Annotated in this window: 5 protein-coding genes; 2 read left to right on the forward strand and 3 right to left on the reverse strand. The window is 65.4% G+C overall.

From position 1 onward, the window contains the following. The first annotated feature begins 52 nt into the window (after positions 1–52). Positions 53–610 carry a DUF4365 domain-containing protein gene (locus LWC34_RS45225; RefSeq protein WP_233731457.1) on the forward strand — a complete coding sequence of 186 codons (558 nt, stop codon included), beginning with the start codon at positions 53–55 and terminating at the stop codon, positions 608–610. After that, a complete protein-coding gene (locus tag LWC34_RS45230; RefSeq protein ID WP_233731458.1) occupies positions 607–1,719 on the forward strand; it encodes a hypothetical protein in 1,113 nt (370 codons plus the stop codon). The genes LWC34_RS45225 and LWC34_RS45230 overlap by 4 nt, the downstream gene beginning before the upstream one ends. On the opposite strand, the gene LWC34_RS45235 is transcribed toward LWC34_RS45230, so the two are convergent. Genes LWC34_RS45235 through LWC34_RS45245 form a run of 3 tightly spaced genes read right to left on the reverse strand, consistent with a single transcriptional unit; the run spans position 1,682 to position 13,678 of the window. Further along, complete coding sequence (locus tag LWC34_RS45235) at positions 1,682–5,695, reverse strand: Eco57I restriction-modification methylase domain-containing protein (protein WP_233731459.1); 4,014 nt, start codon at positions 5,693–5,695, stop codon at positions 1,682–1,684. The two genes, LWC34_RS45230 and LWC34_RS45235, sit on opposite strands and share 38 nt — an antisense overlap. Beyond that, positions 5,692–8,526 carry a DUF8741 domain-containing protein gene (locus tag LWC34_RS45240; protein ID WP_233731460.1) on the reverse strand — a complete coding sequence of 945 codons (2,835 nt, stop codon included), beginning with the start codon at positions 8,524–8,526 and terminating at the stop codon, positions 5,692–5,694. Before LWC34_RS45240 ends, LWC34_RS45235 begins: the two co-directional genes overlap by 4 nt. Beyond that, positions 8,510–13,678, reverse strand: a complete 5,169-nt coding sequence (locus LWC34_RS45245) for a DEAD/DEAH box helicase (protein WP_233731461.1) — start codon at positions 13,676–13,678, stop codon at positions 8,510–8,512. The genes LWC34_RS45240 and LWC34_RS45245 overlap by 17 nt, the downstream gene beginning before the upstream one ends. Between the last annotated feature and the right edge of the window lie 274 nt (positions 13,679–13,952).

The raw sequence follows: 13,952 nt of genomic DNA on the forward strand, positions 1-13,952 counted from the left end.
AAACGGCTGGGTGAAGAAGCAGCGATATCGAGGCGAAGGGGTGGTCTCACCGGTGGGGGAAGCCGAACTTAACCACCAGGGGCGGTACGGTGAGTCATACTTTCATGCCCTCGCGACTGCGGCCGGGGCGGTCGCCACCGCCAGGAAGGGCGGGGACGATATCGAAGGGACAGACTTCTACGTCAGCCTGCCCCGCGAGGTCCGCGGGGTCCGGTACCCGAAGATCGAGGTCCAGGTGAAGACAGCCTCCGCGCCGCACCTGTCGGCGGACGGGTCTGTCTGGAAGTTCCGTGGCCTCGATGAGGTCCAGTTCAACGACCTGGCGGGCGAGTACCAGCTGCCACACTTTCTGGTGATGATTGCGGTGCCGAGTGACCACGGCGACTACGCATGCGTAACCGACAAGGCGTTGGAGTTGCGTCATGTCGGTTACTGGCTCTCGCTGGCCACCCATCAGCGGATCGTGGATCCGAGCAGGAAACGGAAGGTAACCGTCGACATCCCGGTCGACAATCGGCTGACGGTAGAGTCGCTGTTGTCCATGTTCGACCTTGACTCAGGTGACGTGTCCATGCCCGCTGCCCAGCTCCATTCAGGGGGGACACTGTGACCGAGGCGCCGTACGATCTGGATGTTTCGGACATCGTCAGCTACTTGGACGCCGCAGGTTGGCGGCGGCAGCCGGGAACTTGGCGTGGCACAGGCGTCTGGAGTTACGGTGAGGACGACCCGCAGGAACTCCTGATCCCATTGGAGCGCGGATATCGAGACAGCCAGCGGCTGTTGGAACTCGCGCTCGACGAACTCGCGAAGGCTGAGGGGCGCCCGCCGTTGGAGGTCGCGAGGGACATCGCGGATCCGCTGGTGGACAAGCAGGAGTACCGGACGCGTCCGCCGACGCCGTCCGGCACCATCCCGTTGCCGATGGCCGTTAGAGCGTTCAGCGGTATCAGCGACCTGTTGGCGGCTGCGCGGCGCAGCCTCGACGAGGGTGCCACCCCGTCGTTCAAGGGACGGCGTCCGGCCGAGGTAACAGCCTTCTTGAGTGATGTGCTGCTGGATACGACTGCCCCGGGCAGCTACATCATGACCGTGCGTGTGCCGCTCCAGTTGTCTGACCGCAACAGTGATGATCCACTAGGGCGCAAGGTGGTCACACGGCTGCATCAGGCGATCGACGCCGCGCACCGGGCAGCCACTCGGGTCGTCGACGAGGGCGCGGCAATCGATGTCTTCGACAGCACGATCGAGTATGGCGTCACGCAGCAGCTGTGCGAGGGTCTGCTAGAACTCGCTGGTCCTGAGAAGAATCGACCGTTCGACGTCCGCTTTTCCTGGGCCCGAAGGCTGCCCTCCGAGCTGCCCACACAATCGATCGGCTTCACCGCCGAGGCGATCCGGGTGATCGATAGCGGTGCCAAACGGCTCAAGGAGATTGCGTCCAGCGGCAAGGCGACGATCACCGGCAAGATCAGGGAGATGCACTACGCCCCCGCACCGCACCGCGTGCGGGTGCAGGGAAGCCTGGTGCGAGGTTCAGGAGGTGGCGAGGAGGCGACCATCTGGGTGCGCCTCGACCCCGAACAGTACGAGCGCGCCAGTCGGGAGCATCAGAACCCACAGCTGACCTTCCAGTTCACCGGTCATCTCACGCGAGTGGAGAGGCGGGTTGAGATGCTGATCACTCGCGAGGGCTATGTGACGCTGGAGCGCTCGTAGCGTTCTCGTGGCGTGGCCCGCGCCCGGGAGGCGGGTCGAGCGGGGTTATGTACTGGGGCGCGCCCATCGCATCGTACGCGTCGAGGATCAGCCGCTTGGTGCGGTACTCGCCGTGTGCAACCTCATCCTTGCCGCGGACGATCGGGAACGTGTCCATGATGTAGTCGACGTCGTCGCGTCCGATACCATAGAGATGGAAGTACGCGGCATCTAGCTCGGCGCGCATCAGCTGCCTGCGGTACTCATCCCACCGAAATGGTTCCTTCTCGTCGCCAAGGTTCACAGCAAAGGGACGCATGTCGTAGGCGGTGTAGGACAGTTCGAGCACCCGGGACGTGATCCACTCGTCGATCGTTGACTCAGGCGCCCACGGTGCTGGCTTGTCGTAGGTCTCCGGCGGAAGGACGGGAAGCTGTTTGACGATGAAATAGTTCAGGGAGGTACCGGACATCTTCTGTCGAGCGACGTAGTCGAGGACAAATGCCGACAGGTTGGCCTGCAGCAGTGCGCTCTTCTGCGGTACCGACACGAGAGGAAACTTGTTGCCTACTGCGGTGCGAGGGATTGCTGCAGCAATCACCGTTCGCTCATTCGTGCGGTTTGTGATGTCACGCCAGCCGAGGAGCCAGCCGTTGTCCCAGCCGCGCTCGTCGAGCCGCTCCGCGAATTCGGCTTCGGCGATCCAGTAGCGCGGTATGGGGACGCGTGCAGGGTTGTTCTTCTCGTCGAGGTCCAGCCGCGGTAGTTCGGTGTCTTGGCTGCCTTCGGGGCGCTTGTCGTAGGAGGCGAGGCGGTGGTCAAAGTGGTGGAGGAGCTTGGCCTCGTACAGTGGCAGCATCCGCTCCTCACCGCTGGTGAACACGTTGCCGTCAAGGGTCCAGCCATCGCGGGTGAGGTCGTCGGCGCTTGTGAACAGCTTCGAGTCGTTGGTCATGTCGAACATGCGCAGGAACGACGTTCCATTCAGCCTCCATGGGTTCCCGCCGTGGGCGCCCTCATGCCAGAGCACTGGTACTCGGCGGTAGACGCCGAGAGTGATCTCCGCGTCGTGCTGGGTACGGAACTGAGGGCAGTTGCCGGTGTTTGGGTTTACTAGTAGCAGGTCGCGCGGCGGGATCTTGATGCGCTTGCCGCGTGGCGGCAACTCGTCGGGGTGCTTCGCCAGGGTCCAGAACTCGGCGTGTTCGACCCCCATGGCTCGCCCGGTGAACACCAAGATCGAGAAGGGATACCGTCGATTGCCGACGTCGGTCCAGATCCGTGGGTTGGTCACGAAGCCCAGAAGTGAATCGAGTCGACTGGCTTCCACCACATCGCGGAAGAACGGTGCGGTCGTCGCGTCTGTCGCGATGCCAGTGGGCAGGATCATTCCCAGCCGCCCGCTTGGCCCGAGGATCATACGGCCGGTCTCGGCGAATACGGCGTAGGTGTTGATGTCGCCCTTGCCGGTCAGCGGGTAGCGGCCCGAGTTGCGCAGGAGGGCGCTGATGCCGTCGGCTTTTCGCAACTCCTGCGCGAAGGCGGCGAACAGGTCGCGGTCAGCCTGGTCGGAACTGTGCTCCAGGGCGGCGATTCGTCGCTTGCGCTCGGCAGCGTTACGGGCTGCTGTGATGCCCTCGTGCCTGGCCGCGAAGTACTCCTTCTCCTGGACCTTGACACGCTCCCACGGCGGGTTGCCGACCACACAGGAGAATCCGCCGGACCAGCCGGTCTCGTGGTCGACGTCGGGTCCGGTGGTGGGGAATATGTGCGGGAATTCCAAGTGCCAGTGGAAGAAGCGGTAGTCACGGGCTAAGCCGTCGACGAGTTCGACCAGGTCCTTCGATGCGCTCGACGGGTCGGCGGCCAGGCTGTGTAGCACCGCGTCTGTGATGGCGGCCCCTCGGGTCGCCTTGGTCTTGAGTTGTACGAACGCGGCGCACCATGTGTTGGCAATCAGCTTGCTGGCCCGGTGGCTGGGCGACTCCAGTAGCTCGTCTTTGGCCCGCGCGGCCTGCACATGCAGGTCCTCCAACGAGTCCGGCAGTGTGCTGACGATCTGTGCTGCGGTAGCAGCCTCGGCCGCGTTGTCAACCTGGATCTCATCGATCCTGAACAGGTTGCCTTGCCTGTCGCGTGTTTTGGTGTTGTCCTGCTTCAGTGACCGCACGACCGGGGCCTCGTCGCCCTGAAGCACGGCGAACGCGGCGTCGGGTACACCCTCGCGTAGCAGTCGCGGGGTGGTGCCCAGTAGCGAGTTGCCTACCTTGAGGTTGGCGTCGAGGAACGCCAGTGGCTTGCCGCGTTCCATGGCCTCGAGCCAGAGCGAAACCTTGGCCAGTTCGACGGCCATCGGATTGACATCTACTCCGTAGATGCAGCGGCCGACGACCTCACGCAGGGCCGTGCGTACCGCGGCATCGGGCGGCTCGGGGTCGCCGGTGCGGGCTGCGGCGAGTCGTTTCGCGATGCGCCGTGCCGCCGCGACAAGGAAGTGTCCGGACCCACAGGCTGGGTCGCAGACGGTGATGGACAGCAGTGCGTCGGCCGGGTCGTCCGTGCGCGCCGCCTGGTCGAGCAGCGGGTCGAGCGCGGAATCGAGCAGGCAGTCGACCAGAGAGCTCGGCGTGTAGTAGGAGCCGGACTCCTTGCGGTCGTTGCCGGCGAGTCGTTCCAGCGTGTACCGCCGCGTGTCCGGGTCGTGGCGTGGAATCAGTTCGAGGAACGACTCGTAGACGCTGCCGAGTTCTTCGGCGCCGAGGTGGCCGAAATCGACGCGGCGCCGGCCCCCACCCGCAGTGTCACGGACGATCGACAGTGCCCGCACTGCGGCGAGCAGATCTACGTTGTGCAGCCGAGCACCTTCCAGCGGCGTGTCGAGTGGTCCTGGCTCGTACAGGCCGCCGATCCCGGGCAGACCGAGTTGCGTTACACCGCCCTCGGTGCCGAGTGCTCGGAATACAAAACGCACGGCCTCCCACAGGTCGCCGTGGCGTGTGCCATGGCCACGGGCCAGTCGACGCAGCCGGGCGGACGAGTAGTACTCGGCGTAGCGTTGTTGCGCGAGCGATGGCGCGTGCTCGGCGTGCAGCGCGTCTCGGTCTTCGGCGACGAACCAGAACAGCAACCGGTAGACCAGCCGCAGCAGCGACCGGTTGAGGTCGCTGATGGAGTACGTGTGGTCGGTATGCACAGCTTTGCGCAGGTCCCTGTTCTCGGGGTGAGCGAGGAACCCGGTGCCGAGGATGGAAATCGCTGCTTCTACGCCGCCACGGAGCTGTTCCAGGGCACGCGTCTCCAGCGACGCGGCGGTTTCGCACCAGCGCTCGAGCAGGCATTTGTCGTTGTCGTCCGTGGTGAACCGAGAAGTGTGGCAGATCCGGTAGAAGAGCACGAAGTCGGCAAAGAGCTCGCCGTCAAACATCGTGCTTAGGTCGAACTCGACGTACGCGGAGCCGACCAGGGCGCGCGAGTCGCGGAGCAACCTCAGGCGTGCACCGTTGGACAGGATCGCCCACTGGTGGGTATCTGATCGGTTGAGCAGCTCCTGCAGCATTGACTGCGGGGCGCGGGCGATGCGACCGGGGGTGCGGTGATCGAGATCGGTCAGCCAGCCGAGCAAGTGGACCGGGGTCTGCCCGGCGGCGTGGCTAACGCGAAATGTGGTGCCCCCGACCTCGAACCCCGGGTTGGTCTCCAGGTTGCGGAAGTCGAGTTCGCGCAGCAAGATGTGCAGCCATCTCTGCCGGGTGAGCTCGGTGTGCCGGGTGTCGGGTGTTGTCGACAGGCTGTCTTTGAAGTCGCGCCAGACGCCGAGTAGGTATTCCCAGGAGCGGGCGGCCTGCCGCCGCACCGACTCGCCCGGCTGAAGCCCGTATGCCGCCGGGTCGAGGCCGGGTATCTCGCGGTCGCCGCTGGCGACTCGGTCGAACAGCTCGGCGGGGAGTAGTCCACCAACGACGCTCACCGAGGGGAAGACGCCGAGTGTGGCCGTCACGAGATACTCCCGGGCAGATAGACGTAGATGCCGAGCACGTCAACAGGTTTGAGCGCGGTCACCGCGATCTTGCGGCGTACCCTTTGCCCTCCGGCCTCGCGGACCCTGATGTGTGCGTCGCGCAGCGCGACGGCATGGTCGTCCGCGACGGACGCCAGGTGGGGCTGGAGGTTGTCGAGCCCAGCGATCGCCCGCTCCAGAAAGTCGCGCGCCTGGTCCGGTGCCACGTTGCCGCTGGGCTCCGCGTCGAGCAGGGTGGCGACGGCAGCCTCGTCCAGCCATTCGGGTTCGTATACCGACCCGCGGTAGGCAAGCAGCTTTGCCTCCTCGGCGATCGCCTTGCGCACCCCGGCGCGCGCCGGCAGCTCGACGCTCATGCGGAGCCGGATCAGCATGAGGGTGGTGCGCTTGGACACGTCCGCGGTGTACATGACCCCAGCTCGGCGCGCTGGGCGCTGGTGTGCCGGTGTTGCTGGGTCCAGCGCGCTTTGCAGCACGTACCGTGCGACGGTGGCGACGACTGGGTCGGTGCGATCAAGGTGCGCGGTGCGTGGTGGCACCGGGAGCGCGGCGTGGAACGGCATTGGTTCGGGGTGCCGGTATGGGAGCGCCTCGACGATGGCTGCGGGCAGACCTCCGGTCTCGGCGGTGAAGCCGTCGGAGGTGGTGAGCAGTCCGGAGCCAAGCGCGGCCAGGGATTCGCGGACGAACCCGGTGATCTCGCCGACGGTGCCGAGACCAGCGCGGATCGCGGCGACTTCGCGGGCGACCTCGGTGGGTTTGATGACGTCCTGTGCGTACCGCGTGCGGGAACGCTTCTCCCGGTCCCGGGCGCTGTCCCACTCGTGGTGCAGCCGGGTGGTGTGCTCCTCGCCGAACCCGTCGAGAGTCAGCTGGTCAACGTTGGTGCCCTGGGCCTCCCGCAGGATCAGCCCTTCGAGGACGGCCTCGATCACGTCGTCGCTGCGATCGGGGACCGGGACGGTGATGCCCAGAGCCTTGCGGATTTGCTCGTGCTTGCGGATCAGCACATCGAGCACGATGCCATCGACACCGTTGTCGCTGCCGTAGAGCGTTATCGCGCGAACCTGATCGACTCGCTGGCCGAACCGGTCGACCCTGCCTTCGCGCTGCTCGTGCCGGATCGGGTTCCAGGCGAGGTCGTAGTGGACGACGGCTTGGAAATGCTCCTGCAGGTTGACGCCCTCCGACAGGCAGTCGGTGGCGACCAGGATTGGGCGTTTGGCCTCGTCGGCGACCAGTTTGGCGATGCGTGCCTGGCGTTCTTCGGGCGGCAGTTCACCGGTCACGGCGGCGACGGTGAACTCGTCGCCGAGGGCGGAAGCGAGGTGCTCGGCAACGTAGTCGGCAGTGTCGATGAAACGGCAGAACACCACCGGGTTGCAGTTATGCTCGTGGAGCAGTTCGGTGACGACGTTGGTGAGTTCGGTGAGCTTGGTGTCCTTGGCTCCGGCCAGCGCCTTGGCGCGCTTGGCGAACCCAGCGAGCCTGCGGTCTAGCTTGCCCGGTTCGGTAGTGGTGTTGGCACCCGGTGACACGTCGGCGGATTCCAGGATCTCCTGATCGGGCAGGTCGAGCACGGCGGCGCGGCCGAGTTGGTCGACCTCTTCGGCGTTGGCGGCGTCGCTCCCGCTGGCGCGGGTGGCGAGGGTGGCCACGGCTGCTGCGGGCGATGACGCGAGTGCACGTAGCAGGCTGAGCACCGACCAGTACCGCATCCGCTGGTCACGCCGGTTTCCCGCAGCGTCGCGCACCGTTTCTCGTGCGTAGGACAGCACGTTGTCGAAGAGTGCCTTGTACTCGGCGTGAAGCTTGTAGGGCCGCTCCTGGCTGAGCCGGTCTCTGGGGAATGGGGTTTCCTCGTCGAGGTAGGTGCGGATGTCGCCTCGGCGGCGCTGCACAAAGTGGCGGGCGAGCAGCTCCCGGCCGGCGGACTCTTCGCGATTGACATCGCCGAGCGCGGAGTCGAGCAGCCGGAGCAGGTTGCGGAAGCCCTCGTCTTTGCCGCTGTGTGGGGTGGCCGTGACCAACAGCAGATGCCGGTCCTGTCGCTTCGCCAGGCCGGTCAGCAGTTCGTGGCGGAGCATGCGCGACCGCCCACCGGTGCCGTCGGAAACACAGGTGTGGGCTTCGTCGACGATCACCAGGTCGGGGCAGTCACGCCAGAACATCTCGCGCAGGCCAGGCCGTTTGATGAAATCGGTCGACACCACCAGATGTGGGTACTTCTCGAAGACGGTCTCGCCGGGGAGCAGTCCCCGCTGCAGCCGCGTGATGGTGCTCGGGAGCAGCAGTTCCGCGTGGATGCCGAACTTGGTCGCGAGCTCGGCCTGCCACTGCTCGGCGAGCGCGGGGCCACAGAGCACCGCGAGACCGGTCGCGTCGCCCTGAGCGAGCAGCTCGGCTGCGATCAGACCGGCCTCGACGGTCTTTCCGATACCGACGTCGTCGGCGATCAGCAGCCGAACGGTTTCCATCCGCACCGCCATCAACAGCGGTACGAGCTGGTAGGGCCGCGGCTCGACGGTAATGCCCGCGAGCGCGCGGAACGGTCCTGCTCCGGCGCGGAAGCCGATGCGCAGCGCGGTCCGCAACAACCCGGCGTTGGTGGCGTTCCCGGCGTCGGCCGGGTCGGGGTACGGGAACTTTGCCGAGACGACCGGTTCCAATGCCGGGATGATCCCGGCCGTCTGATCCCGGCCGCCGCCGAGTGGACTGAGCAGGAGAAACTCGTCGTCGGAGCCGGGAAGCACTACCCACTCGCGCCCACGCGCGGTCACGAGCGTGCCGACGTCATAGGTACTGGTCACCCCGCCCCCCTCCGAGGCTGCCGAATACTGTCGGGAACCGGGCGACCGTCTGCTCCCAGTCTTCTGGGCGGCCGACGCGGATCACCAGCCAGCCGTCGTCCCGGAGGCGTTCGTCCTCCCGTGGATCGCCGTCGTCGGACAGGTATACCACTGCCTTGCCGTTCTCGAGCCGATACACCAGATCGGGCGGCGCTTCCAAGGCCGGGAGATCGGATGGTGCTCCGTTAGGTTGCCGAAGGTTCCGCTCGCGTAGCCATTTGATGAACGCTTCGGCGCGCGCTGGCACCTCGTCCAACATCGGCTGCGCAGGCGCTGGCTGATCGCGAGGTGAGGTACGCGCGCCAGCCAGCCCCATCAGCAGGTCCTTGACGAGACGGCGATCAAGTTGCCCGTGGACGTGCTGGTTGCCGTAGGACAGTAGACATTCATAGCAGGCCATGACACACGGCTCGCCGGGATCGATCTCCTGGCTGCGGTCCGCACCGGTTATGGGGTCGTAGTGGCAGATTTCGAGCGCTGTAGCGGCCGCTTGGGCCAGCGCGGTCTCGTCGTCCACCAGCCTGCGCAGCACACCCGCGCCGCCCTCGGCGCTCTCGACGAACAGTGCCCGCCCGCGTCCATCTCGGTCGGGCATGAGCTGGCTGGTCAGTTCGGTGTCTTCGAGCTGGAAAGCTGCTTCGATGCCGCGTTCCAGTGCAATGGCGAAGCTGATCGCGGTCTCGGTTGCGAGAGCGCCCGGGTGGCGAATCACGAGAATGTTCCGCCGGTCCTCCACATAGGGGATCACTCGTTGGCCGCGTTTGATCGCGCCGGGGTCCGGCAACCCGTCAGAGCCGTTTGTTTGAGTGTCGCTGGAGCCGGGCTCCCCGCCCCACTCTCCAGTGGCGGCATCGATGATGAATCCGTCAGCGGTTCTGCGATTGCGTCGGCCCAAGTTGGTCATCCGCAAGGTGGCCGAGTCGCCGTAAGCAAGATCGAGTACGGGGCGTTCGCCAGTACGCGCGACCGCGTTGACCCGGCTGGTTCGGCCGTCTCTGCTGTAGTAGCTGTACGAGGTCTGGATCTCGAATCCCGAGCGCCGCCGTTCCTCCTCATCGGAAGAGATCCGGTCGCGACGTCGAGTCTTGACCGAGGTCAGCCGCAGCAGGCCATGCACTGTGGTGCTGAGGCGGTCGTTGCAGCCATCGCACTTATCCTTGGTCTCGTCGTTGAGATAGCCGCAGCCGTCGCAGCGACGCATACTCGCGGTCGCGATGCCGTCAGCGCCCTGCTGCTCTGGGGTGAGCTGCGCGCTGTGCACCATGTACCTGCCGCCATCGTGGTAGATGATCGAGCCGGGCCCGAACTCGCTGATGCCGATGAACCGGGGCCGCTGAATGTAGTCTCCGCGTCGCCTGCTGCCCCGCCCCGGCACATACGCGGCGAGTGGTAGCCGTGGGAACGAGTAGCCAGGCAGGAACCCCTCGGACGCGAAGTACCGATATGGGTAGAAGTCCGTCTGCAGGTCGCCCCGGTCTTCATTCTGCAGGAGCCTGAGTTGGCTCTTGGCGACTCGTACCCTGTCCTCGGCCTGGCGGCGGTCGTTCTGTCCTATCGACACGTCGACGGCTCGCCTCGACTGGCTCTCGTATTCGGAGAGCGCGGTCCGGTACAGGTCGATCCACCGGTCGCACGCGCTCTTGAACCTGTCGGGTGCCTCGTTGATCACTTCCTCGATCCAATGCTCCCGCCACCAGGAGGATCGCCTCAGCTCACCGGTCAGCTCGTGCAGCGCGCTTTGGGCGCGGGCGGCGGCCCCGCGCGCAGCGCCAGGCGTGGTGAGGTCACGCCAGGTGTCTTCTTTCACGCGGTAACTCGACCGGTCGCCCGTGACGTCGACCACGTCGGTCATCGAGTCCCCTAAGGAGGCTCCCGTCTCAGCCAGCCACAACGCGTGGATGTGCGAACGGACCAGGTCCTCGTTGGCCAGATCGAGCCGCGGTGGCCGCGTCACGCCACCGACCATGTCAGTAGGGCGACGGAAATAATACTCATCGTGCGCGTTGCCGGTCGCGCAGTACGCAACGACGAGGGCGGGCTGTCCGGACCTGCCCGCCCGACCGGCGCGCTGAACGTAGTTCGCCGGCGTGGGCGGAATGTTACGCAGCGCTACCGCGTTCAGCCCCTTGATGTCGACGCCGAGCTCCATCGTCGGCGAACAGTAAAGGATCGGCAGCAGCGCGTCGCTGAACTCGCGTTCCCGCTGCTGCCGCTCCTCGGCGGAGATCTGTGCGGTGTGCTCCAAAGCGCGCAGCCCGCGCAGCGCAACAGCGTCGGCGCGGTAGAGGTTCCGGAAGAACGGATTGACACGCGGCCTCTCGCCCCGCTTCAAGGTCCGGCGGACCTGATCCACGGCACCAGACTCGCCGTCACCGGCCAGCCAGCGGATCCGCGCTGACTTGAGCCGGTATCCCGTCGCCTCACCGGTGTGCTCCGACGGCACCGGCATAAGCAGGCCGCCTTCCTGCAGCACCTCCAGCAGATCCTGGATCATCTCCGTCGCGTCATCACGGCTCGGCCGCTGTCGTCGTGCCGTGTACACGCGGATGAGGTATCGGCCGAACGCACTCCGGCCCGACACGTACATGTCGCGCTGTCGTCTGGATTTCGCGCCCTTTGGCCGTGAGCCGACGTAGGCGACGCGCGCCAGCGGGGCACGTTCCTCCGGCGGCACCGCCCACGGTTCCCGTAAGTGCTGCTCGGACAGCAGCTGCGTGGTCCGGAATCCGGGCTCGGTGAGATAGGGAACGTCGATGACGAGGAATCGGCGCAGCTCGTCGAGAAGCGCCGCGGCGACCCGGCTACGGAAGGCATCGTCGGCGTTGCGCAGCAGGTGGTGCTTCTCGGACCACAGGTTCTCGTCAGCGGCGACCTCGTCAAGCCGCGCGTAGCCGATGCGCAACAACCCCGTCTGCTCGAGGTTCGGCATCGTGACCCGCCAGCCGCGCTCCAGGTCGAGGTAGAGCCGGTACCCCACAGTCTCCCGCAGGGCGCGGAACGCATCGTCGCGCACATACTTGCCCTGTGACTCTTCACGGGCGAACTCGGTCACATCGAGATCCAGAGCCTCGGTGACACGCTGGGCGAGCACTTCGTGAGTAAGGCCGTCGGGTTCGTCGCGCATTGCGCGGTAAAGCGCGCTGCGCAGCTGAGCCACCTGCACCAGGTCGTTGAAGTGACCCGCTTGCAGCGATGCGTCCTGGCGAGCGTCCACGAACGCGAGCAACTTCTTAGCCTCATCGTCCAGATTGGAGCCGACCTCGCGGAGCGATGAGACCACGCTAGTGCTGACGATCGATACGGCCGAGCTGCGGCCTTCGGCAGAGAGCTTCGCCAGCCTGCCGAAGTCCTGGCTGCCTGACTGCTCGTACGAGACTTGGCATTGAAGGCAGAACGGCAACGGGCTGCGGACGAACGCGGCGGCCGTACCTTCGTCCCCAAAGACCTGCCGGCCGTCCGGCGCGACACGCAGCGACTCGGGAAGATGCCCCACCTTGCTGGGCAGCAGCATCTGCCCACCCGTCGCATCGGCCGTTACCCAGGTATACGGCAGACGTCCATCAGCCAAGACCGCATCGACTGACGTAGGCCACGGCGCGTCCGTACTGATGTAGAGGTAGCCGATCTGCGTCTCATCGCCGCCGTCGTCAGTGTCACGCCTCGCCTCGAAAATCGTCGTGCCGGACTGACGACGGCGCCGCACTGACAGGTACTCCTGGCCGCACTCTCGACAGAACGCGAACGGCACGAGGATCTTGTCGGGTGCGCCGACGATCGGTGCGATCCGCTGGTATTTGCTGGTGATATGCCGTTGGCCAAGCAGTTCGAGCGTACCGAAGACGTCATCGCCTTTGGACAAGAACTGATGCAACCGGAATGCGAAGACCGGACGGCCGGTCTCCGGGTTGTCGATGGTGGCGCCAGTCTGGAGGACGCCGGTGATCGCGTGCTGGCATGTCTGCTCTGCGAGCCCGGTCACCTCGGCCAGCCGACGGGTCGCCTCGGGGATCGTCAACGGCGTGCGGCGCCGGACCGGCTTCCGGTCGACGAGCTCGTCTTCGAACCCGAGAGTCTGCTCGACCCAGGCTGTCAAGGGATCGCGAATGAATGACTCGAAGACGTCGGGCGGCGTACCTCGACGTACCGCCGCAGTCAGGGCCGCCGCTTCGACAGCGTTTTCGTCAGTCACCCGGGCCAGCGTCTCCCCGATGACATGCTCACCTTTGACGAGTGTGCCGAACAGGCGACCGGCGATGGCTGCCACCTGCTCACGCTGACTCGCCTGGTCGCCCTCCGTGGTTATGGTGGCCGACGTACCCACACACTGCACGTCGTCTGCTCGGCATGCCTCACGCAACCGGCGCACCAGGAGCGCGACATCGGCACCCTGGCGGCCGCGGTATGTGTGCAGTTCATCTAGGACGAGAAACCACAAATCGCGTGCCGCTCCGATCAGCCCGCGGTCCCTGGTACGGGTTAGCACGAGATCGAGCATCACGTAGTTGGTCAGCAGGATATCCGGCCTACTCTCGATAATCCGCTGGCGGTCAGCATCGCTCTCCTGACCGGTGTATCGCTCGAAGGTTACCGGGGCGCCGTCAGGAAATCCCAATTGAAGGAACTTGTGCAGCTCACGGTATTGGCTGTTCGCCAGCGCATTCATTGGGTAGACGACGATAGCCTTGATACCTGGTTGATACGTGTCCTCAGAACGCGCCCGAAGGACCCGGTCCACAATTGGGATCAAGTAGGCAAGGCTCTTGCCGGATCCGGTCCCTGTGGTCAGCACATAGCTGTGCCTGTCGCGGGCGATCTCGATGGCTTCCCGCTGGTGCTGGTGAAGCCGGAGCACCCTGCCGCTGCCCGACTCATCTTTTAGTCGAAAGATCCGCTCGCAGTCAGGGTGCAGGTCGCCCGCTGCGACCAGTTCGGTGATGGTGCCCCCCGGGGCGAAGTTAGGGTTCAGCGATAGCCAGGGGGCGGGCCATTGGTACCCTTCGGCCATTCGTGCGTTCACGTGGCCGCGAATGTCGTCGTCTCGGATCTCGACGAAGCTTTCGGTGAATTCGCGGTAGTCGCGTACTAGCTCGTCGCGAACCTGGAACACATCCATCGCACCGTCCTGCGGTATCCTTCACCCTGGCTGCGATCAGCTTGGACACTCGACACGAGCAAACAAGTCTCTCGCAGATTCACACGCACGAGGCTATCGGTCAGCATCCCCTTCGGGTTACAAAAGCGGGTCCCCGAGTGTCGTACAGTTGCACACAGTAGTCCCTTGCTAAAATGTACTGCTGTTGAGGGTCACAGCTGTGCGAGTGGAGTCGTGGCGACCCTGTTGGTTGAGCAGGTCTGCGGGTACGCAGACGACCCCGCAGGGTCGGCGC

Origin of the sequence: Kibdelosporangium philippinense (assembly GCF_021390435.2) — a bacterium.
Lineage (GTDB): Bacteria > Actinomycetota > Actinomycetes > Mycobacteriales > Pseudonocardiaceae > Kibdelosporangium > Kibdelosporangium philippinense.